This window comes from Sphingomicrobium sp. XHP0239 (assembly GCF_039555325.1).
Classification (GTDB): domain Bacteria; phylum Pseudomonadota; class Alphaproteobacteria; order Sphingomonadales; family Sphingomonadaceae; genus Sphingomicrobium; species Sphingomicrobium maritimum.
The window spans coordinates 535816-556276 of record NZ_CP154608.1; the positions used below are offsets into that span (position 1 = coordinate 535816).

Genomic DNA, 20461 nt, shown 5'->3' on the forward strand with positions numbered 1-20461 from the left:
CCCTAGCCATTCTGATGATCGGGCGAAAGGCAAAGGGGGGAATATCATGGCAAGTTCTTCGAAGGGCGGAGCATTTCTGGCGGGGGTCGCGCTGCTGCCGGTCATCGCGGCGATCGGCGCCCTCGTCGCGATGGTGCTGGGCGCGGCGGCGGGATGGCTCGGGGGGCTCATCTTTCCCCAGGTGTTCGAGCGATTGTCGACTTTGTTGTTCGGAGAAAACGCTCCGGCGTGGCAAATCGGCGCGATGTTCGGTTTCGTCGCGGGGTTCCTTCGGGCCTCGCTGCCGAAGCGCCGATGAATTGACCCTGCGACCTCGCATCCTACATTCCCTTTTATGAGCGAGGGACTGGGCGAACTGACAGACCGGATGCGGTCGATCTTCGGAGAGGTGGTGACCGCCTATCTCGAACAGGGTGCGCCGGTGGGATCGAAGGCACTGACGGGGCGCGTGGCGCTTTCGCCCGCCTCGATCCGTGGTGTTATGGCTGAGTTGGAGGCGCGCGGCCTGCTGACGGCGCCCCACACCAGCGCGGGGCGGATGCCGACCGAGACGGGCCTTCGGCTGTTCGTGGACGGGATGATGCAGGCACGCGTCGCGCCCAAGCGGCTGCGCGAGGCGATCGAGAAGGAATTCGAGGACAAGAGCGTCGATCAGGCGATGGCGGGCGTGACTCAGCGATTGTCGGGTCTGTCCGAATGTGCGGGCATCGTGACGGCGCCGAAGCGCGAAGCGCGATTGAAGCAGCTCGCCTTCATGCCACTGGACGAAGGGCAGGCGCTGGCGGTGATGGTCGGGCAGGACGGTAGCGTCGAGAACCGCGTCGTGCCGCTGCCCGCGGGGACCAGCGCCATCGCATTGAACGAGGTCGCGAACTTCGTGTCGGCGAGACTCGCGGGGCTGACGCTGTCGGAAGCCGAAGCGCGGCTGCGGGCAGAGTTGGCCGAACGCCGCGAGCAGCTGGACGATCAGGCCGCGGATCTTGTCGCGGCGGGCCTTGCCGACTGGGGTCGCGACCAACGGAACCGCGAAGTCCTGATCGTGCGGGGGCGTGCCAACCTTCTCGACGATCAGAGCGCGGAAAATCTGGAGCAGGTCAAACAGCTGTTCGAGGAACTGGAGAATCGTCGCGACATCATGCGGCTTCTCGAGAATGTCCGCGAAGGCGAGGGCGTGCGGATTTTCATCGGATCGGAAAACCGCATGTTCGCGTTGAGTGGATCGAGTGTCATTGCCGCGCCCTATCGCGACGGCGACGACAAGGTGGTGGGGGTGATCGGCGTGATCGGTCCCACGCGATTGAACTATGCGCGGGTGGTCCCGATGGTGGACTTCACCGCCGAAGCGCTTACGAGACGGATGCCATGAACGAAGAAGAACATATCGAAGAGGCCGAAGAGCTGCGCGAGGAAACCGCCGAAGAGGCGCCCGAGCTGCAGGAGCACGATCGGCTCGCCGAGCTGGAAGCCCAGCTGGAGGATCAGAAGCAGAAGGCGCTCTATGCCGCTGCCGAGGTGCAGAACGTGCGCCGCCGGCTGGAGCAGGAAAAGGCCGACGCCACGAAGTTCGCGGTGACGGGGTTTGCGCGGGACATTCTGTCCGTGAAGGACAATCTGGAACGCGCGCTGGATCACGTGCCCGACGAAGCGCGCGAAGGTCGTGCTGCCAAATTCATCGAAGGGATCGAGGCGACGCTTCGTGAACTCGACAAGGTGTTCGAGCGGCAGGGAATCGAGCGGGTGGCTTCGGAGGGCCTAGAACTCGACCCCAACGTCCATCAGGCGATGATCGAGGTCCCGAGCGAAGATGCCGCGCCGGGAACGATCGTGCAGGAAATGCAGGCGGGCTATATCTTGAGGGGCCGTTTGCTACGCCCCGCAATGGTGGGGGTTGCCAAGCGGCCGTGAAGGCGTTCGCGTCTGTCGCCATCCTGCTCGCGATCCTGGCCTCGGGCGGTTGCGGGGGCGAGGAATCGGGGCGCGACCTGACGACATCGGATTTGGAAGGTCGTCCCGGCGATCCCGAGCCTGTCCCACCTCCGCGGCAGGCGAGTGCCCCGCATTTGATCCTCTACAAAAACGTCGAGGACGGCGGACCCGAAGCGTTCATGGAATCGCTGATCGGCGGGACGCTCGACCTATCGGGGCCGTGCGTGGCGATCCGCTCGGGAGATGAGCCGCACGTCATCGTGACGACCGAAGGGCGAATCTTAGTCGACGAGGAGGGATCGTTACTTCGTGTCGGTCCGCACGTGTTTCGCGATGGCGATCCCATCATCTCGGGCGGTGGCTTCATGGGCGATACGCCGCAGAACGAGACCATCCTGCGCGAGCCGGTCCCCGCCGCCTGCGCCGATGCGCCCAAGGTGCAGTTGAGCGCTATCTATCCCATGCCGCCCGAGGGCTTCGGACCCGGAGGTGCCGGTGAACCACGCATCAATCCGCCGCCGCCCCGAACCGTGACGTGATCGATGTTAGGCTTTCTGCCGCGCAAGCGCTTGGACCGCGCCCGGCTCATCGAAGAAAGCCGGGCACGGTCGTGAACGCTTCCTAGTAGCGTTTGCGCAACGTCAGGCCGAACGTGCGCGGTTGGCCGACGCTATAGCCAAGACGTGCGCGTCCGCCCCGTTCGCGGTCGAACGACAGCAAAGGCGTCTCGTTGAAGGCGTTCTTCATGTAGAGGACGATGTCGAGCCCATCGAGATATTCGATCCCGGCAGACAGATCGAGCAACTGGTAACCGGGCAGTTCGAGATCGACCAGAGTCCCTTCGCCCTGATTCGGTGCGCCGTTGAACGGTAGACCGGGGATGAAGAAACGCGGGTTGTTCTCCTGGTCGGCTGGTTGGGTGAATCGCGATCCGACGTGCTGCGCGGTGACGGAGAAATAGATATCCGCGTTCCGATTCAGTTCGGTCGTATAGGTCCCGGTCGCCGCTAGCTGGAACTCGGGGACCGAGGGCAGGCGGTTGCCGTCGCGGATGCCGGTACTGGTCGCGAGCGGTTCGGGAAGCGTGGTGTCGAATTCGGCATCGACGTAGGAGCCTGCAATCGAAACGCTGATTCCGTCCATGAGGTTGGCGGAAAACTCGCCTTCGATACCCTGGGTATGCGCATTTTCGACGTTGAAGACGATGCGCGAGGAGCAGGTGCCCGCGTCGAGCGTGACCTGGAGATTCGAGATATCGGTGTAGAAGACCGCGCCGTTGAGCGTGACCCGGCCGTTGGAATATTTACCGCCGACCTCGTAGTTCCAGAGGGTTTCGTCGTCATAGTTCTGGAAGCCGCCGAACAGCGCCGCGTCGCCGGGCGAGCAGAGCGGGACGTTGAGAGGATCGTTGACCCCGCCGAGACGGAAGCCCTTGGCGACTTGCGCCGAGAACAGCAGGTCGTCGTTTGGTTCGTAGGTCAGGATCGCGCGCGGGCTGACACCGTCGGACGCGGTCGTGTCGTTGCGGCTGTCGCCTCCGGAGAACAGGCCGCCGGACGTGAAGCTGCGTTCTTCCTCGAAGTCGTAATAGCGCGCGCCGAGCGTAGCGGTGAGGGGTCCGAATGCATAGCTCGCCTCCCCGAACAGTGCGAACTGCGTAATGTCGTAGGGAAGGAAGGCGTTATAGGGACTGTCTGGCAGGGCGATGCCGTTGGACACCGCATCCGCCGTTCCGCTTCCCAGGACCTGGTCGGTGAAGTCATCGTAGCCAGGGGTCGGCAGAACCTGCTGATATTCGCGCGTCGTGTCCGAATAGAAGCCGCCGATCACCCACTGGAACGGCCCCGGATCGATCGATGCGAGACGGACTTCCTGTGTAATCTGATTGAGTTCGGTGGTATCGCGAAGATTGGACGGAATGTTCACCGCCACATCGGGAAAGCCGAGGTCGACCGACACCGAACCGGTCAGAGCCGAGGCATCGCGTGACACCAGGATCGACCGGTCGGTGAGGCTGGTCACGCTGGTCAGTTCGATCCCGCCGAGATCGACTGACGCGACAAGATCGGCGAGCATGAAGTCGTCCTCGAACTTCTCCGAAAGCAAGAGATATTGCTCGTTGTCGTCGTAGATCGTCTGCGGAGTGGTGAACTCGTTGGCATAGAGATTGTAGATTTCGGCACGGTTGAACCCGCCGACGCGAATTTCCTGGTAGACCACGCGCGGGGTCACGCGAATGCGGTCGGTCGGCTCGAAGGTCATCGCCAAGCGTCCGCCGACGCGGGTGCCTGAATTCACATTGTCGTCGCCGGCGGGTCCGATCGCATCGATGAACCCGGGAAAGCGCTGGTAGTAGCCGACGATGCGCGCCGCCGTCTGATCCGACATGGGAACGTTGATCATTCCCTTTACGTGGCCGCCGACGCCACCGCCCCCACCGATGAAATTGACGTTGCTCTCGACCATCGCCTCGTTGACGTCGATGGTCGGCTGATTGGTGATGTAGCGCAGCGTGCCGCCGACACTGCCCGATCCGAACAAGGTGCCCTGGGGCCCACGCAGCGTCTCCACGCGATTGAGATCGAACAGATCGATGTCGGGAGTGAAGAGCGAAAGCGAAACGACGCTTTCGTCGAGGTAGATGCCGACCTGTTCCTTGACGCCGGGCTGGTCGCGAACGATCTGTCCCGCCGAAACACCGCGCACCGACACTTGGCTCTGGCCCGGCCCCAAATTCTGGATCGACAGGCCGGCGACGTTGCGCGCGAGGTCCTCGACCGTCTGGGCGTTCGACTTCTCGATATCTTCCTGCGTCTGGGCGTCGATCGAAAAGGGGATATCCTGGAGATTCACGGCGCGCTTGGTGGCGGTCACGATGATCGGCTCGGGCTCGTCATCGTCCGGCTGGTTGGCAGCTTGCGCCTCCGCTTCTTCGGTCGACTGCGCGACGGCCGGGGCCGCGGCGAAGAGTGCGATGCCCGCGACGCTGGCACAAAGAGTGTGGATCTTCCGCATGAGCTTTCCGCTGTCTGATAGACGACATTCAGAATGTCCTCATTCGGAAAGCGCTCAAAGCGTTTCTTGCAGTTTTATGGCATTTAAACCGGTCTGCGTGACATTCTGGAAACAGTTGCCGGTCCGTCCGTTATCCGGTTTCGTCGCGATCGAGGAACGGCAGCAGCTCGGAAGGGGGGATCTGCGCGACCTTTATGCCCCGGTTCGCATAGAAGCGGTGTTTGACGATCTCGGCCTGTTGCTCGATCCCGTATTGTAGGAAAGAGCGGCCTTCCTTCAGTTCGTAGCCGTAGCGGCAAAACGGGTGGCGGATCAGCGGAAGGTACCACCGTCCGGCGCGTTGCGTTTGCCAGACATGGGTCATTTCGTGGATGAAAAGACCTTGGCTGGTCAGTTTGTCCCGCGAGAAATCGTCGCTCCATCGGTCGCTGTCTGGATGAAAGTGGATGTTGCCGGTGGGTGCCATGACCACGCCGCGCGGCTGAAAGAAGATCCACTTGCCGCGAACGAGCTCGACGCGGTCGTAGTCGATGGTGTCGCCGAACATGGTTCGCGCAAGTTCGATCTCGCCGGGGGTAAGGGGGCGTCGTTCGGTCATGTCGTTCGCGCTCTTATCGCGGTCGAGGGACGTACGCCAACCACTTGCCGTGTCCCGCCCCCCACGCTAGGGCATGGCCAACTTTTAACAGGAGACTATTTCATGAGCGATACTGCCGATCGGGTGAAGAAGATCGTTGTCGAACATCTGGGCGTCGATGCCGAGAAAGTGACCAAGGATGCGCGCTTCATCGACGATCTGGGCGCCGACAGCCTCGACATCGTCGAACTGGTGATGGCGTTCGAGGAAGAGTTCGGCGTCGAGATCCCCGACGATGCGGCCGAGGATATCGCGACCGTCAACGACGCGATCGTCTACATCGAGAAGAACAAGGGCTAAGCCCCCGCCGACCCCTGAAGAGGGCCGGGAAAGCGACCAGCTAGGGCCCGGTTCCTCCAAAGGAGGGGCCGGGTCTTTTGTGCTGGCTTTCAGGAGAATTGCATGCGCCGCGTCGTCGTCACCGGACTGGGACTCGTCACCCCCCTGGGAGGGGATGTGGAGACGAGTTGGACGAACATCCTCGCCGGAAAGTCGGGCGCGGGCCGGATCACTCGTTTCGATGCCGATGGGTACAAGTGCCGCATCGCCTGCGAGGTGAAGCCCGCCGATCACGAAGACGGATTCGATGCCGACAAGCGCGTCGATCACAAGGTGCAACGTCAGGTCGATCCGTTCATTGTCTTCGGCATCGATGCTGCCGGCCAGGCGATCGAGGATGCCGGTCTCGAGGACATGTCCGACGACATGAAGCTGCGCGCGGGCTGCTCAATCGGTTCGGGGATCGGCGGTCTGCCGGGGATCGAAAAGGAAAGCCTCGTGCTCGCCGAAAAAGGGCCGGGGCGGGTCAGTCCGCATTTCGTCCACGGGCGCCTTATCAACCTCATTTCCGGGCAGGTCAGCATCAAATACGGGCTCAAGGGCCCGAACCACGCCGTCGTCACGGCCTGTTCGACGGGAGCCCATTCGATTGGCGATGCCGCCCGGATGATCCGTGACGACGATGCGGACATCATGCTGGCAGGCGGCGCGGAAGCGACGATCTGCCCGATCGGGATCGCCGGTTTCGCGCAGGCGCGCGCGCTTTCGACCAATTTCAACGACGATCCCACCAAGGCATCGCGACCCTACGACAAGGATCGCGACGGCTTTGTCATGGGCGAAGGTGCGGGCGTGGTCGTGCTCGAGGAATATGAGCATGCCAAAGCGCGCGGTGCGAAGATCTACGCCGAGGTCGTGGGCTACGGCCTGTCGGGCGATGCCTATCATGTCACCGCTCCGCATCCGGACGGCGACGGAGCTTATCGCTCGATGGCGATGGCATTGAGAAAGGCGGGCATGGACCCCGCCGATATCGACTACATCAACGCACATGGCACATCGACTCCGCTCGGCGACGAGCTGGAACTGGGCGCGGTACGCGAATTGTTCGGGGAGGCGCTCGATGGCGTCTCGATGAGCTCGACCAAGTCGGCCATCGGCCATCTCCTCGGCGGTGCGGGAGCGGTGGAAAGCATCTTCTGCATCCTGTCGATCCGCGATCAGATCGTCCCGCCCACGCTCAATCTCGACAACCCGTCCGAAGGGGTCGAGGGGGTCGATCTGGTGCCGCACGAAGCGAAAAAGCGTGAAGTGCGTGCCGCGCTCAACAACAGTTTCGGGTTCGGCGGCACCAACGCCAGCCTCGTGATGAAGCGGATCGACGACTGATATGCTCAAGCGGCTGGTGATCGTCCTCGCGGTACTGGGCGGCCTCGTCGCCGCGGTGCTGGCGTACAATTGGTGGGGCAGCGGGCCCACCGACGAGGAAACCGGGCTGATCGTGGTCGAGGGGACAAGCGTCAGCGGCCTTGGTTCCCGGCTCGCCGAAGACGATCAGATCGGTATGTCGGCAGGGCTGTGGAGCCTGCTGGCGCGAGTGCTCGGCAGCGGCGATCCGATTCAGGCGGGCGAATTCAACATTCCGCCCCGCACCAGCGCAGCCGGCATTCTCGATATTGTCCAGCACGGTACGCCGGTACAGCGGTTCGTGACGATCCCCGAAGGCATGCCGAGCGTGCTCGTCCAGGAACGCGTGGAAGGGACCGACCTTCTGGAAGGCGACACGCCCTTGCCGCCCGAAGGCACGGTCCTACCGCAGACCTACAGCTTCCAGCGGGGCGATACCCGTGCCGACATGATCGCGCGGATGCAGGAGGCCATGAACGAGACCCTCGAGGAATTATGGCCGACGCGCACCAATCGTAGCGTGGTCCAGACCCCTGCCGAAGCCGTGATTCTCGCCTCGATCGTGGAAAAGGAAACCGCCAAGCCGTCGGAACGGCGGATGGTGGCGGGAGTCTATTCCAATCGACTGCGGCAAGGCATCAAACTGGATGCCGACCCGACCATTATCTATCCGATCACCAAGGGGCGGCCGCTCGGACGACGGATCCGGCGCTCCGAGATCGACGACGTCAACGACTACAACACCTATGCGATGACAGGACTTCCCGCGGGACCGATCGCCAATCCGGGCCGCGAGAGCATTGCGGCCGTCCTCGATCCGGCGCCGACCAGTGCGCTCTACTTCGTGGCCGATGGCACCGGCGGACACATCTTTGCCGACACGCTCGAGGAGCATAACCGCAACGTTCAGAAATGGTACGCCATTCGCCGCGAACGGGGCGAGATGTAAGAAGCGTGACGAGAGCGCTTCAGGTGACCGGCGCGCCATTATCGTAACGAAGGACGATCAGACCAGCGCTTCTTCGGGAAGATAGCCGACCAGTCGATCTTCACCGCCATAGCCCCAGACCCACCCGCCGCGACTGTCGAGCAGCGCGAAGGGTGCGCCAGCGGATAGGTGGACGATGGAAGGACTTTCGCGATCAGGCGCGGTCCACAGGCGCGCGTCTCGGCGCAACTCGCGCGCAACCGGATGGGCATAGTGCGATGCAATGACCGTACCGGCGAGCGCCACGTCCGCCAGATCCTTTCGGAAGGCGTGCATCGCGGGATCGGGCTCGTCCGACGGGCCGGTAAGGTGAAAGCCTCTAGTAGGCGCTTTCAAGGATGGCTTGTCGGGCGTCGGGTTGCCGCTCGGTCGAGGCGCGTCCGCTGGACGTGCTGCCGCGGAAGAGCTGTTTGAACTCGTCAAGGAAATCGGCCCCTTCGCTCGTGCGCACGATGAATATGTTGCGTCGATCGTCCTGATCGCGCTCGCGTCGCAGATAGCCGAGGCTGCCCAACGTATTCAAGGCGCGTGTGACCACTGGCTTGGAGACGTTCAGCGTCTGTGCGAGCCCGCGAACCGTGTGGGGTCCGGGCGTGAGGTAGACGACGAGCAGTAGCGCCATCTGCCGGTTGGTGAGATCGGGCGAGCCGGAACGGACATAGCCGGTCAGGGTCCGCATCCAGGTCGCGAGCGAAAGGTCGCTCATGGGAGGTCCTCGTTTCTTCGTTTGTCGGTACTCAACGTCGCGTTACGTAAAAATAAACCGTTGGGAAGCCTGCATTGTTTCGCTCCCGCACTGGCTTTCACCGCAACAGGTCCACGCTTCGACCGAGCAACTGGACTAAAGCCCGTAGCGTTCCTGCAACATGGCGAACGTCGCCCGAAGTCCCAGTGCTTCGCCTCCCTTGGGTCGACCCGGTTTTGCCGAAGGACGCCAAGCGAACGTATCGAAGTGCATCCAGTCGGTATTATCGGGGATGAAACGACGCAGAAACAGGGCGGCGGTGATGGAACCGGCAAAGCCGCTGCCACCCGAATTCACCATGTCGGCGAGGTTGGATTTGAGCATGTCATCGTAGCCGTCCCACAGCGGCAGCCGCCAGACCGGATCGGCCACATCGTCGCCACCTTGTTCGACCGACCGGGCCAACGCGTCCTCGTTGGCGAACAGGACCGGAAGATCGGGGCCGAGCGCAATGCGGGCCGCGCCCGTCAGCGTCGCGAAATCGACGATCAGGTCTGGATTGTCCTCTCCCGCCTTGGCGAGCGCATCTCCCAGAATGAGGCGACCCTCGGCATCGGTGTTGTCGATTTCCACCGTGATTCCCTTGCGGCTCTTGAGGACGTCGCCGGGACGAAAGGCGTTGCCGGCAATCGCATTCTCGACAGTGGGGATGAGGAGGTGGAGGCGGACGGGCAGCTTTGCATCCATGACCATCTGCGCGAGCGCGAGCGCGTGCGCCGACCCGCCCATATCCTTCTTCATCAACGCCATCCCCTTGGACGACTTGATGTCGAGACCGCCCGAATCGAAGCTGACGCCCTTTCCGACGATGGCCAGGCGGGGGTATTCGGTGTTGCCCCATTCCAATTCGACGAGACGCGGAGCGTGCGAACGCGTGGCAGCCCGCCCGACGGCGTGGATCATGGGATAGCCCTGCTCGAGTGCATCCCCGCTGACCGTTTCGACCGAAGCATCGTATCGCTTGGCGACATCCCTGACGCGCGCCTCGATCGCCGCGGGGCCCATGTCTTCGGGCGGGGTGTCGACCATGTCGCGCACGAGCAGCGTCGCCTCGGCGGCCCGTCGCACGCCGTCGATCTTGCCAGGGTTGGACGTGAGAAGGGTGCGCGGACCCTCCGAAGGCTTCTCGGTCAGATAGGTGTCGAAACGATGTTGCGCCAGAATCCAGCCCAGCATGGCGGGGCCGGGATCCCGACCGTCTGCGAGGCGATAGCTTCCTTCTGGCAACACTTCGGCAAGGCGTGCGAGGCACCAAGGCGAAAGATCGTCGACATCGGCAACCGTCGTGACGACGGACCATTCCTCGTCGCCATCGCTAGGCAGGATCTGATGCGCATAACCGGTCTTGCCGTCGTAGCGCGCCGCATCGAGCAGGCTTCGCAGCCGCTGCGGCCGGTCCTTCCTCCAATCCTCGAAGTTCTTTTCGTCGACGAGGTGGATGAGGTGGGCGGACTGGCCTTTGTCGGCGAAGAGAAGATCGGTCATGTCCCCTCAATGAGCGAGCGGGGGGAGGGTTTCATGGGGGCCCTGTCGGCATCGGCAGCCGGACCAGTGGACGGTGATCGCCTACGTGCCTAGGCTGCGCCCTGCCGTCGACGGTTCGAGAGCGGAGAATTCATCATGCCGATACGCCCTACCATCCTGTTCCTCCTTGGCGCTTTCTGGCTCGCGGGTGCAGGGACTGCGCAAAGCCAGGATGCGCCTCCGGCGTTTCCGGAAACCGAGATCTTCCTGTTCGATTACGATGCGGCAAGTGGGTCCGACGCGCTGGCGAATGGCCGTAACGTTACGCAGCGACCCGGTTACGACAATCAGCCCTACTTCACGCCGGATAGCTCGACGTTCATGTATTCGCGGGACGATGGCGTCCAGACCGACATCTGGGAATACGATCTGGCTTCGGGAACGCATTCGCAGGTAACACGGACGAGCGAGTCCGAATTCTCGCCTACCCCGTCGCCCGACGGCACGACCATCTCGGTCGTCTACGAGCGCAATAACTCGATCTGGGAAATGGATCGGGACGATCCCGATACCCCGCGCTGGGTGCTGGAAACTGCGGGAATTTCCGAACCAGTCGGCTATTTTGCGCGAAATCACGCGACCGGCGATGTCTTGTTCTGGTCACGATACGGCTACAATGTGGCGCTGACCCATGACGATCGGCAGGACTATCATTTCATCAGCGGCCACGCGGTGCCCGCAACCCCGCACCTGATCCCCGGAAGCAACGAGTTCAGCTTCGTCCATCGGCAGACCAATGAGGAAGTGTGGATCAAGGCATTCGACCCCGCGACCAAGGCCGTGCGACCGCTCACCCCGATCGTGGGATCCAACGCCAACTACAGCTGGGCACCGGATGGTTCGATCCTCCAGATCGAAGGGACGGAGTTGCATCGCTGGCGCGAGGGAGCCGATGGTTGGGAGATGATCGCCGATCTGTCCGAGTTCGGGCTTAGATCCGCAAATCGGATCGCGATCAGCCCCGACGGGCGCCGCATTGCCATCGTCGGCATCCCGAAGGACTGACCGCGCCTCACTCGCTCTCGATCAGGGTCAGTTCGCGCTGCCGACCGTCGACCGACTCAAAAGGAAATGGCGTCGGGGATCACGTCCGGCGCGCGGTCTCAGCCAGTCGGTGCGCCGAACAGATCGTGCTCGTCCGCCTCTTCGATGGTGGCCATCACGATGTCACCGGGAACAAGATGTCCCGCATCGCGCAGATGCACCTCTCCGTCGATTTCAGGAGCGTCGGCCTCGCTTCGGCCGGTAGCGCCACCACTTTCCGCATCGACGAGGTCGATGATGACGGGAAGCGTTCGGCCGATCTTCGACTGTAACTTTGCGGCGCTGATCCTGGCGCTGTGCTCCATGATCCGGGCGTACCGTTCTTCCTTCACTTCTTCCGGCACCGGATCGGCGAAGGCGTTCGCCTCGGCACCCTCGACGGGTTCGAAGCGGAAGGCACCGACACGGTCGAGCCGTGCTTCGGTAAGCCAGTCGAGAAGATACTGGAAGTCCTCCTCGGTCTCGCCGGGGAAGCCGACAACGAAGCTCGAGCGCACCGCGATGTCGGGGCAGAGGCTGCGCCATTTGGCGAGACGTTCCAACACCTTGGCCTCGTTGGCGGGCCGTTTCATCGACTTCAGGATCTTCGGGCTGGCATGCTGGAAGGGGATGTCGAGATAAGGTGTGAGCTTGCCGGCAGCCATCAGTTCGACAGTGCGATCGACGTGAGGATAGGGGTAGACGTAGTGCAGGCGGATCCAGGGCGTTTCACCGTCAGGGGTGCGTAGATCGCCGAGCTTGTCCGCAAGCGTGTGCATGCGGGCGTCGATTTCCTCGCCTTTCCAGTTCCACGTCTGCTTCTTGAGATCGATGCCGTAGGCGCTGGTGTCCTGGCTGATGATCAGCAGCTCTTTCGTTCCCGCCGCGACCAGTTTTTCGGCTTCGCGCAGGACCGCGTCGGGCCGGCGGCTGGCGAGGTCGCCGCGGATCGAGGGGATGATGCAGAAAGCGCAACGGTGGTTGCAGCCCTCGGAAATCTTGACGTAGCTGTAATGGCGCGGGGTCAGCTTGGTGTCGGGTTGCGGGATGAGGTCGACGTAGGGCGAAAGCTCAGGCGGGACGGCCTCGTGGACCGCCTCGACGACCTGCTCATATTGCTGGGGACCGGTGATGGCGAGCACGTTGGGGTGCTTGGCGCGGATCAGTTCGGCCTCGTTGCCGAGGCAGCCGGTGACGATGACGCGGCCGTTTTCGGCGATCGCCTCGCCGATGGCATCGAGGCTTTCTTCCTTGGCCGAGTCGAGAAAGCCGCACGTATTGACGAGGACGACGTCGGCACCATCGTAATCGGGGCTCATCTGATAGCCGTCGGCGCGCAGACGTGTGAGAATGCGCTCGCTGTCGACCAGCGCCTTGGGGCAGCCGAGGCTGACCATGCCGACTTTCTTGGGAGAGGGGATCTGCGTAGCCATCTGGGGTGCGCCCCTAGCGGCTAAGCGGTTGGGACGCCAGTTTTAATAGCTTTCCGCCGTCAACTCGACCGCATCGAAATTGCCCGTGGCGAGATCCTCGGGCCGGATCCAGAACTGGTAGACACCTTCGGCGAAATGGTGACCGAGCCCCGGGTTGGCCCCCATTTCGAGGAGCAGAAGCCATTCGTCGGCACGCTCTTCGGCCTCCATCGAAACGAAAGTCGGTGCGCACAGCATCCGCTCGTCGCCCGCGCTAAAGCGGTGACGGTCGATTACGAGGGCGATGGCCTCGGGCGGCAGGTCAGAGGGGTCGCCCGAGCCGAGCGTCGCCTCGACGCTGTCGGTGACGATGGTGGCGAGCCTGGGTTCGACGAGGGCATCGTGCGCTTTGAGCATGCGCCAGAAGTCGGCGCGGGCCGTCTTCGACAGTGGCCGACCGGCCTTGTCGGCGCGTTCGACCTTGCGCTGCCAGTCGGAAAGATCCCCGGTGAGTGCCTTGCGCGCCTTCTTCGTTCCGCCTTCGACATCTTCGAGTTGGGCGAGTGCAAGACGAATGGCTTGCCAGTCCTGCGGGAAGATGCCGAACGGCTGTTCGAGCGCGCCCCGCGGATCGCGCGTGGGTTCATAGTCGGTTGCTACGAGCCCCGATTCCAGATCGGCAATCGCGGCGGTCGCGGTGGTGCGATCGATGCCGCCGGGCCAGAATTTGTTCGTTTCCGGGGTCGCTGCCTCGGAGGCGCGAATGACGACGGGGTCGAACGTCCATCTTGGGAGCGTGCGCGGCCAATTTCCTGTTGCGGTCCACACGCCCGGATCGGCGAAGGCTCGCGGAAGCGATGCCGGGACGTCATGTTCGACGAAATCCGGGGGGAAGCCGGTGCCATGCACGATTTTCCACTCCCAATAGGCTCCCCAGTGGAGATCGAGAAAGACCGCGAGGACTCCGTGGTCGGGGAGGAGGTGAAAACCGGCCGCCGCCGGGATTTTCGACAGGTCTATCTGCCCGATGAAGCTGAGGGCGCGGGTTTCACCTTCCCGCGTCGTGAAGGTGGGCCAGTCGAATCCGTCCGGCAGAACGGGACGTCCGCCCCAGAAGCTCAGTTCGGTGGGGCTGCGCCGCGGCGGCAGATGCTGGCGGAACATGATCGCCTGCGCTCGCGCCTTGACGAGTGAAGGATGCGGGCCGGTGCGGTTTGGCGGTGCTTCGGCATCGGGTGACTCGAACGCCAAGGCTTCGTTCGTAGCGACCGTCTCCGTGTCCGTTTCGGGCACGAGAATTGTGTCGTCCCGCAACTTGCTTTGCAACGTGTCGAGCAAGCCGTGGACTTCGTTCGGGGCGGGCGGATTGTCGGGATCGTAATCCTCCACCGAAACGGGTGTCGGCGGCGGATCCTGATCCGAACTCTCATCGACGGACCGATCTTCCCGGCTAGCGGCAGCCGAGGGGGCGTGCTTGCGCAGAGGCGGAGCCTTGGCAAATTTCTCCTTGGCGGCGGCGCTCTGACCGCGGCTGGCGAGGCGGTGCAGACGGTCCTGTGCGGGGTCGATCGCTGGCGATTGCGCGGCGTCGGTCGTGTCCTCGTGCGTCGTTCCCGCTTTCTTGTTCAGTCCCAGAAAGTTCTTGAACATCGTGCCATCCCGTTTCCCTACCCCGCGCCATCATGGACGGAATTGGTTTCGGAAGGGTTTACTCAAAAGCCGCGGAATGAGGCCGAAAGGCCGCAGATACTTGCGCTAAATTGGCTGGACCTAGGTACCCGTATTACAGGGCGGGAAGGCGAAACCCGGGATGATTTCGATGATATGGTCGCCTTGCTGAAGTTCGTTGGCGCCCTCTTCCCAGAATCCGATCGACTTGCCGTCGCGAAGGATGCGCACGCCCAATCCGATGGCGACATCGGCGAGCGACTTGCCGGCCTCGAACGGCTCGATCTCGCGTTCGTGAAGCCGGACACGTCCCGTCGCACTGGCAAGGTCGGCCATATAGTCGGCGATGCCCGCGCCGTGGGCGCTGCCCGCGAGAAGTAGGCCCGCGAAGCTGGTCGGGTTGATGACCGTCGTGGCCCCGGCGGCACGGGCGGGGAATTCGTTGTCCTCGGCGCGCACGGCGAGGCTGATGTGCAAATTGGGACACAGGTGCCGCGCGGTGAGGCAGATGAGGATCGAGGTATCGTCCCGACCCGCCGAGATGATCATGGTCGAGGCCTGGCGCAGGCGCACTGCCTCCATCGTTTCATCGCGCGTCGCATCGGCCTGCAGCACGATACATCCAAGCCGTTCGGCCTTGGCGATGCTTTCCGGATTCTGGTCGACGACCACGATCTTTCGCGGATCCTCGCCGCGCGCGATCAGTTCGTCGACCGCCTCGCCGCCGGAGGTTCCGTATCCTGCCACGACGATGTGGCCGGTGAGGGTACGTTGCAGTCTGCGCATGAGGAAATTGTCCCAGGATCGCTTGATGACGAAGGTGTAGGCCGTCCCCGCCAGAATCAAGATGAAGAAGATGCGCGCCGGCGTGACGACGAGAGCGTCGAAGAGCCGCGCGCGCTCGGTGACCGGCACGATGTCGCCGTAGCCCGTCGTGGTGGCGGAGATCATCGTGAAGTAGATCACGTCGGCAAAGGAGAGCTCGCCATCGGCATTGTCGACGAAGGCGTCCCGCTCGATCCAGTGCACCGCGATGATGAAACCCAAGAGCGCGAAGAGCAGCGCGACCCGAATGCCGAATTGCGCCCAGCCCGAAAGCGGCGATTTCTGACGCAGCAAGGGCACCTGCGGCAGGCTGCGCTGTTGCGGTACGGCACGGGGCTGACGGCGTTCCATCGGGGGTTATCTAGGCGCGCTGTCGCGGCAAGCCAAGCGATGCCTCACGCGTCGATCGCTTCGTCGTCGAAGCCGGCCGCTTCGGACTGGATGAACTCGAAGCGATGTTCGGGCTTCTTGCCCATCAACCGTTCGACGATGTCGCGTGTACCTTGCTGGTCCTGATATTCGGGGGGCAGGGTGATGCGAATGAGGCTTCGGCTCGCGGGGTCCATCGTGGTCTCCTTGAGCTGATTGGGATTCATCTCGCCAAGGCCCTTGAATCGGCCGACGTCGACCTTCTTGCCCTTGAATTCGCTTTCCTCGAGCTCGGCACGGTGGGCGTCGTCGCGGGCGTAGAGCGACTTGGTCCCCGCGGTCAGACGGTAGAGCGGGGGCTGGGCGAGATAGAGCCGTCCGCGCTTAACCAGCTCGGGCATCTCCTGAAAGAAGAAGGTCATCAGGAGGGTCGCGATATGCGCGCCGTCGACGTCGGCGTCGGTCATGATGATAATCTTGTCGTAGCGCAGCGCGTCGTCGTCGTAAGTGTCGCCCATCCCGCTGCCGAGCGCGAGTGCGAGGTCGGCAATTTCCTGGTTGGCGCGGATTTTCTCGCGGGTGGCGCTGGCGACGTTGAGAATCTTGCCGCGGATGGGAAGGATCGCCTGCGTCTTGCGGTTGCGCGCCTGCTTGGCACTGCCGCCCGCGCTGTCGCCCTCGACGATGAAGAGTTCGGTTTCGCCATCCTCGCCGCCCGAATTGGCGCAGTCGGTAAGCTTGCCGGGAAGGCGAAGCTTCTTGGCGCTGGTTGCCGTCTTGCGTTTTACTTCGCGCTCGGCACGGCGCTTCAGTCGTTCGTCCATCCGCTCCAGAACGGAGCCGAGAAGCGCACGCCCGCGGTCCATATTGTCGGCAAGATAATGGTCGAAGTGATCGCGCACGGCATTCTCGACGAAGCGCGCAGCCTCCAACGACGTCAGGCGATCCTTGGTTTGCGACTGGAAATGGGGATCGCGGATGAACACCGACAACATGCATTCGATCCCGCCCATGATGTCGTCGGCGGCGATCTTGGCGGCCTTCTTCTCGTTTACGAGATCGCCGAACGCGCGAAGGCCCTTCGTCAAAGCGGCGCGCAGGCCCGCTTCGTGGGTGCCGCCGTCGGGGGTCGGGATCGTGTTACAGTAATAGCGCTGGTAGCCTTCGGTCCACAGCGGCCAGGCGATAGCCCACTCGCATCGCCCCTGGTCGTCGGGAAAGTCCTGGCTGCCGGTAAAGGGCGGCGACGTAATGGTGCCGCGCTCGCCCAGCATGTCGTCGAGATGGTCGGCAAGACCGTTGTCGAATTTGAAGGTCGCGGTTTCCGGCACGTCGTCGCTGGCGAGCGAAGGCGCACATTTCCAGCGGATTTCGACGCCACCGTAGAGATAGGCCTTTGACCGGGCGAGATCGTGCAGGCGCTTGGGGCTGAACTTCGCGTCGCTCCCGAAGATTTCCGGGTCGGGCGTGAAGACGACCTTGGTGCCGCGGCGGTTGGGGGCGGCCCCGACTTCCTCGAGCTTCGAGGTCGCATGGCCCTTCGAAAACGTCTGGCGATAGACCTTCTTATCGCGGGCGACCTCGACGACGGTATCGTTGGAAAGCGCGTTGACGACGCTGACGCCGACGCCGTGGAGGCCGCCGGACGTCGCATAGGCCTTGCCCTCGAACTTGCCGCCCGAATGGAGGGTGGTCAGAATGACCTCCAAAGCGGATTTGTCCTTGAACTTGGGGTGCGGGTCGATGGGAATGCCGCGCCCGTTGTCGGCCACGCTCAACCGGTTGCCTTCGTCCAGTTCGATTTCGATCCGGTTGGCGTGACCGGCGACGGCCTCGTCCATCGAATTGTCGATGACTTCGGCGGCGAGATGATGGAGCGCTCGCTGGTCGGTCCCGCCGATATACATGCCAGGACGGCGACGCACCGGTTCGAGCCCCTCGAGCACCTCGATCGAGGAGGCATCGTAATCGGCGGAAGCTTTTTCGGGCGAAGCGGAATCGAACAGGTCGTCGGACATTGGCAGGGGGTATAGGCGGCGGAAGGGCGCGCTGCAAAGCCGGATCCCGGCGCAGCCTATCGTCAACGCTTTCTTTACCGCCTTCGCTTACTCTCCGGTGCTGGAAAGGTGCGGCTGATGGCACGAATCATTGTGGTCGACGACGACGAATTGACGGTGGACGTGGTACGGGCGGCGCTGGAGCGCGAGGGGCACATCGTGGGCGCCTTGCCCGATGGCACCTCGGTCACCGATGTCGCGGTGCACAAGCGGCCCGATCTCATGATCCTCGACTGTTCGATGCCGCACAAAGGCGGGATCGAGGCACTGCGCGAGCTGCGCCAGTCGAGCGCGCACGACATGCCGGTGATCATGCTGACCGGCCGGACGGGCAAGTCGGACGAGCGCATCGCGTTCGAAGCGGGCGCGGACGATTATCTGCGCAAACCCGTCGATCCCGACAAGCTGGCGATCTGCGTCGAGACGCTGATCGATCAAGCCCGGGCGGCATGACCGTTTCGACGGCGGCCGATCGCGTGCCGCCCGAATTTCCGCGGGCTGCGGCAATCACCGGGATCATTGCGATCCTGGTGATGACCCTAGGCGCACTGGCTTCGAACTTGTTCGTCAGCGACCGGACCCGCGCGATCGTCGACGTGCAGTATGAAGTGTTCGAAGCGGCCGAGGAACTGGCGCGGGCTCAACTCGCCAACGATGCAGCGCTGGCGTTGGCTGTCGCCTCCGCCAACCCCGACGATACGGCGCGGTATGATGAACGCGTGCGCGAACTGCGGGATGCGCGGCGGCGGCTGGAAGAAGCGATCCGCTTGCCCGAAAACCGGATCGCCTTTGCGGAGATGGATGCGGTCTCGCGGCACCTGGAGGCCGAAAACCGGCACGTCCTCGATCTGGTGCGCAGTGGCGACCGCGGCGCCGCCGAAGCGCGCATGAGAAGCACGGAAATTCGCTCGCTGCGGGCGGAAACCGCCCGCGTGCAGGAGGAAATCTACGCACGTTCGCGCCGCCATACCTCCAGCCTGCGCGACGCGGTGGGCAACACGCTCGATCTCAATCTCTATGCCGCATTGGCGGCGATGCTGCTTCTGGTGGCATGCGGTTTCTTGGTCGCCCGTCCGGCGCGGGACTGGGCTCGCGAATTGAAACGGATGGAGCGCGAGGCGGCATCGCTGGCGGAGGCGCGGAGTCAGTTCGTGGCGGTGATGAGCCACGAGATCCGCACGCCGCTTAACGGTGTGATCGGATTCGCCGACATGCTGCTGACCGACAAAACCCTCAACGAGGAGCAACGGCACCGGGTCGAGATCATCCATTCGGCAGGCGGAATGCTCCTTGGCATCGTCAACGACGTGCTGGATTTCTCCAAGCTGGAGGCGGGGCAGATGCTGGTGGCGGTGGAGGACTTCCCGCTCGAGAGCCTTATCGACAATTGCGTGTCGGTGGTGCGCCCATCGTCCGATGCGAAGAACCTTGCGATCGAGACGCGGATCGATGCGAACCTGCCCGTTTTCCTCCGCGGGGACCGTGGGCGTCTGGCGCAGATCCTCATGAATCTGCTGGGCAATGCCGTGAAATTCACCGCGCGCGGCGGCGTTCGGATCGAGGTTGTGCAGGGTGCCGGAACCGAAGTCCTCTTCCACGTGATCGACACGGGTCCGGGAATTGCGGCGGAGACCCTCGAGCGGTTGTTCGCCCCCTTCACGCAGGCCGATGCGACCGTCGCGCGCGATTATGGCGGCACGGGACTGGGCTTAAGCATCAGCCGTCAGCTGGCACGCGCGATGGGCGGGGACATCGAAGTTTCGAGTATCGAGGGTACGGGAACCACCTTCACGCTGCGCCTTCCGCTCACCCCCGGGACCAACCCGAACGCAGCAGGCGTCGTGGATCATGCCTCCGCCGGCGCGCGCATCCTCTTGGCCGAGGATGTGGCGATGAACCAGGAACTGGCGATGGCGATGCTGTCGTCGATGGGCCATTGCGTCGAGGTGGTGGAGGACGGTGCGGCGGCGCTAGCGGCCATTCGCGCCCGCGATTTCGATCTCGTCTTGATGGATATCCAGATGCCCCACATGGACGGTCTCGCGGCGGCGCGGGCTATCCGTTCGATGCCGGGGCCGCGAGGCAAGGTACCGATCATCGCGCTGACCGCCAACGGCCTTCCCGAACAGGTCATCGCCTATCGAAAGGCTGGAATGGACGGCCATGTCGCCAAGCCGATCCATCGTCCCTCACTTGAGGCCGCGCTGTCGGAGCACTTGGGTTCGGTAGTGTCGGAAAGGCCGAGCGCGGCCCATCCTCAGGACGCACCCCTTTCATTCGAAGAGACGTCCTTCGACGGCGTGCGAAATCTGCTGGGGGACGAACGGGTCGCGGGTCATCTCGAAACGGTGGCGAACAGCTTGCGCGACATCGATGCGGCATCCCCCTCCGATCAGCGAGCCATCGCACACAAGTTGGCCAGTCAGGCCGCGACCCTGGGGCTGCATCGGCTGGCGAGGGCGGCGGCTGCGGTCGAACAGGATCCAAATGGGCGAAATCTGGCCGAGTTGGCGGCCGTGAGCGCAGACGTCGTCGTGGCCCAGTCGCGTCTCGAAATCATCGCCCCGCGGCAGCGCGCCTAAGTCT

19 protein-coding genes are annotated in these 20461 nt (G+C 63.3%); 10 read left to right on the plus strand and 9 right to left on the minus strand.

Features of this window, described 5'->3' with window-relative positions:
* Nucleotides 1-46 precede the first annotated feature (46 nt).
* Genes WJT74_RS02700 through WJT74_RS02715 form a run of 4 tightly spaced genes read left to right on the plus strand, consistent with a single transcriptional unit; the run spans nucleotide 47 to nucleotide 2465 of the window.
* Entirely contained in the window at nucleotides 47-298 is a 252-nt protein-coding gene (locus tag WJT74_RS02700) for a hypothetical protein (RefSeq protein ID WP_343346550.1), read from the plus strand.
* A 36-nt stretch (nucleotides 299-334) separates the two neighbouring features.
* Nucleotides 335-1366, plus strand: a complete 1032-nt coding sequence (hrcA, locus tag WJT74_RS02705; protein WP_343346553.1) for a heat-inducible transcriptional repressor HrcA — start codon at nucleotides 335-337, stop codon at nucleotides 1364-1366.
* A complete protein-coding gene (grpE, locus tag WJT74_RS02710; protein WP_343346555.1) occupies nucleotides 1363-1905 on the plus strand; it encodes a nucleotide exchange factor GrpE in 543 nt (180 codons plus the stop codon). Before hrcA ends, grpE begins: the two co-directional genes overlap by 4 nt.
* On the plus strand, nucleotides 1902-2465 hold the full coding sequence (locus WJT74_RS02715) for a hypothetical protein (protein ID WP_343346557.1): 564 nt from the start codon (nucleotides 1902-1904) through the stop codon (nucleotides 2463-2465). Before grpE ends, WJT74_RS02715 begins: the two co-directional genes overlap by 4 nt.
* 82 nt (nucleotides 2466-2547) lie before the next feature.
* On the opposite strand, the gene WJT74_RS02720 is transcribed toward WJT74_RS02715, so the two are convergent.
* Nucleotides 2548-4941, minus strand: a complete 2394-nt coding sequence (locus tag WJT74_RS02720; protein ID WP_343346560.1) for a TonB-dependent receptor — start codon at nucleotides 4939-4941, stop codon at nucleotides 2548-2550.
* 130 nt (nucleotides 4942-5071) lie between these two features.
* Entirely contained in the window at nucleotides 5072-5539 is a 468-nt protein-coding gene (locus WJT74_RS02725; RefSeq protein ID WP_343346563.1) for a vgr related protein, read from the minus strand.
* A gap of 102 nt (nucleotides 5540-5641) precedes the next feature.
* Here WJT74_RS02725 and WJT74_RS02730 point away from each other — a divergent pair, with 102 nt between their 5' ends.
* The 3 genes from WJT74_RS02730 (at nucleotide 5642) to mltG (ending at nucleotide 8213) form a co-directional block, all read left to right on the plus strand.
* On the plus strand, nucleotides 5642-5878 hold the full coding sequence (locus tag WJT74_RS02730; RefSeq protein ID WP_343346566.1) for an acyl carrier protein: 237 nt from the start codon (nucleotides 5642-5644) through the stop codon (nucleotides 5876-5878).
* A gap of 102 nt (nucleotides 5879-5980) precedes the next feature.
* On the plus strand, nucleotides 5981-7246 hold the full coding sequence (gene fabF, locus WJT74_RS02735; protein WP_343346568.1) for a beta-ketoacyl-ACP synthase II: 1266 nt from the start codon (nucleotides 5981-5983) through the stop codon (nucleotides 7244-7246).
* A 1-nt stretch (nucleotide 7247) separates the two neighbouring features.
* Entirely contained in the window at nucleotides 7248-8213 is a 966-nt protein-coding gene (gene mltG / locus WJT74_RS02740) for an endolytic transglycosylase MltG (RefSeq protein ID WP_343346571.1), read from the plus strand.
* Between the two features lie 57 nt (nucleotides 8214-8270).
* Here the strand turns inward: mltG and WJT74_RS02745 are convergent, their stop codons facing one another.
* From WJT74_RS02745 to WJT74_RS02755, 3 genes are all read right to left on the minus strand, one after another.
* Complete coding sequence (locus WJT74_RS02745) at nucleotides 8271-8588, minus strand: SH3 domain-containing protein (protein ID WP_343346573.1); 318 nt, start codon at nucleotides 8586-8588, stop codon at nucleotides 8271-8273.
* Nucleotides 8572-8958 (minus strand): MarR family transcriptional regulator, encoded by a 387-nt coding sequence (locus WJT74_RS02750; protein ID WP_343346575.1) that lies wholly within the window; start codon nucleotides 8956-8958, stop codon nucleotides 8572-8574. Before WJT74_RS02750 ends, WJT74_RS02745 begins: the two co-directional genes overlap by 17 nt.
* A gap of 135 nt (nucleotides 8959-9093) precedes the next feature.
* Nucleotides 9094-10482 (minus strand): leucyl aminopeptidase family protein, encoded by a 1389-nt coding sequence (locus WJT74_RS02755; RefSeq protein ID WP_343346578.1) that lies wholly within the window; start codon nucleotides 10480-10482, stop codon nucleotides 9094-9096.
* A gap of 135 nt (nucleotides 10483-10617) precedes the next feature.
* Here WJT74_RS02755 and WJT74_RS02760 point away from each other — a divergent pair, with 135 nt between their 5' ends.
* Entirely contained in the window at nucleotides 10618-11526 is a 909-nt protein-coding gene (locus WJT74_RS02760) for a TolB family protein (RefSeq protein ID WP_343346581.1), read from the plus strand.
* A gap of 98 nt (nucleotides 11527-11624) precedes the next feature.
* Here the strand turns inward: WJT74_RS02760 and rimO are convergent, their stop codons facing one another.
* From rimO to parE, 4 genes are all read right to left on the minus strand, one after another.
* The gene (gene rimO / locus WJT74_RS02765; protein ID WP_343346584.1) at nucleotides 11625-12977 is read right to left on the minus strand and encodes a 30S ribosomal protein S12 methylthiotransferase RimO; all 1353 of its coding nucleotides are present in this window, start codon (nucleotides 12975-12977) and stop codon (nucleotides 11625-11627) included.
* Between the two features lie 42 nt (nucleotides 12978-13019).
* Entirely contained in the window at nucleotides 13020-14606 is a 1587-nt protein-coding gene (locus WJT74_RS02770) for a DUF1963 domain-containing protein (RefSeq protein WP_343346587.1), read from the minus strand.
* Between the two features lie 120 nt (nucleotides 14607-14726).
* Nucleotides 14727-15800, minus strand: a complete 1074-nt coding sequence (locus WJT74_RS02775; RefSeq protein WP_343346590.1) for a potassium channel family protein — start codon at nucleotides 15798-15800, stop codon at nucleotides 14727-14729.
* A 44-nt stretch (nucleotides 15801-15844) separates the two neighbouring features.
* The gene (gene parE / locus WJT74_RS02780; RefSeq protein ID WP_343346593.1) at nucleotides 15845-17836 is read right to left on the minus strand and encodes a DNA topoisomerase IV subunit B; all 1992 of its coding nucleotides are present in this window, start codon (nucleotides 17834-17836) and stop codon (nucleotides 15845-15847) included.
* A gap of 117 nt (nucleotides 17837-17953) precedes the next feature.
* On the opposite strand from parE, the gene WJT74_RS02785 reads away from it, so the two are divergent.
* Both WJT74_RS02785 and WJT74_RS02790 read left to right on the plus strand, forming a co-directional pair.
* Nucleotides 17954-18328 carry a response regulator transcription factor gene (locus tag WJT74_RS02785; RefSeq protein WP_343346596.1) on the plus strand — a complete coding sequence of 125 codons (375 nt, stop codon included), beginning with the start codon at nucleotides 17954-17956 and terminating at the stop codon, nucleotides 18326-18328.
* The gene (locus WJT74_RS02790; RefSeq protein ID WP_343346599.1) at nucleotides 18325-20457 is read left to right on the plus strand and encodes an ATP-binding protein; all 2133 of its coding nucleotides are present in this window, start codon (nucleotides 18325-18327) and stop codon (nucleotides 20455-20457) included. The genes WJT74_RS02785 and WJT74_RS02790 overlap by 4 nt, the downstream gene beginning before the upstream one ends.
* The last annotated feature ends 4 nt before the right edge of the window (nucleotides 20458-20461 follow it).

Excerpts from the sequence above, each read along its gene's own strand:
- WJT74_RS02785 (WP_343346596.1), top strand. The coding sequence starts at position 17,954 with ATGGCACGAATCATTGTGGTCGACGACGACGAATTGACGGTGGACGTG.
- mltG (WP_343346571.1), top strand. The coding sequence starts at position 7,248 with ATGCTCAAGCGGCTGGTGATCGTCCTCGCGGTACTGGGCGGCCTCGTC.
- WJT74_RS02700 (WP_343346550.1), top strand. The coding sequence starts at position 47 with ATGGCAAGTTCTTCGAAGGGCGGAGCATTTCTGGCGGGGGTCGCGCTG.
- WJT74_RS02770 (WP_343346587.1), bottom strand. The coding sequence starts at position 14,606 with ATGTTCAAGAACTTTCTGGGACTGAACAAGAAAGCGGGAACGACGCAC.
- WJT74_RS02760 (WP_343346581.1), top strand. The coding sequence starts at position 10,618 with ATGCCGATACGCCCTACCATCCTGTTCCTCCTTGGCGCTTTCTGGCTC.
- WJT74_RS02750 (WP_343346575.1), bottom strand. The coding sequence starts at position 8,958 with ATGAGCGACCTTTCGCTCGCGACCTGGATGCGGACCCTGACCGGCTAT.
- parE (WP_343346593.1), bottom strand. The coding sequence starts at position 17,836 with ATGTCCGACGACCTGTTCGATTCCGCTTCGCCCGAAAAAGCTTCCGCC.
- WJT74_RS02725 (WP_343346563.1), bottom strand. The coding sequence starts at position 5,539 with ATGACCGAACGACGCCCCCTTACCCCCGGCGAGATCGAACTTGCGCGA.
- WJT74_RS02730 (WP_343346566.1), top strand. The coding sequence starts at position 5,642 with ATGAGCGATACTGCCGATCGGGTGAAGAAGATCGTTGTCGAACATCTG.
- rimO (WP_343346584.1), bottom strand. The coding sequence starts at position 12,977 with ATGGCTACGCAGATCCCCTCTCCCAAGAAAGTCGGCATGGTCAGCCTC.
- WJT74_RS02775 (WP_343346590.1), bottom strand. The coding sequence starts at position 15,800 with ATGGAACGCCGTCAGCCCCGTGCCGTACCGCAACAGCGCAGCCTGCCG.
- grpE (WP_343346555.1), top strand. The coding sequence starts at position 1,363 with ATGAACGAAGAAGAACATATCGAAGAGGCCGAAGAGCTGCGCGAGGAA.
- fabF (WP_343346568.1), top strand. The coding sequence starts at position 5,981 with ATGCGCCGCGTCGTCGTCACCGGACTGGGACTCGTCACCCCCCTGGGA.
- WJT74_RS02720 (WP_343346560.1), bottom strand. The coding sequence starts at position 4,941 with ATGCGGAAGATCCACACTCTTTGTGCCAGCGTCGCGGGCATCGCACTC.
- WJT74_RS02755 (WP_343346578.1), bottom strand. The coding sequence starts at position 10,482 with ATGACCGATCTTCTCTTCGCCGACAAAGGCCAGTCCGCCCACCTCATC.
- hrcA (WP_343346553.1), top strand. The coding sequence starts at position 335 with ATGAGCGAGGGACTGGGCGAACTGACAGACCGGATGCGGTCGATCTTC.
- WJT74_RS02790 (WP_343346599.1), top strand. The coding sequence starts at position 18,325 with ATGACCGTTTCGACGGCGGCCGATCGCGTGCCGCCCGAATTTCCGCGG.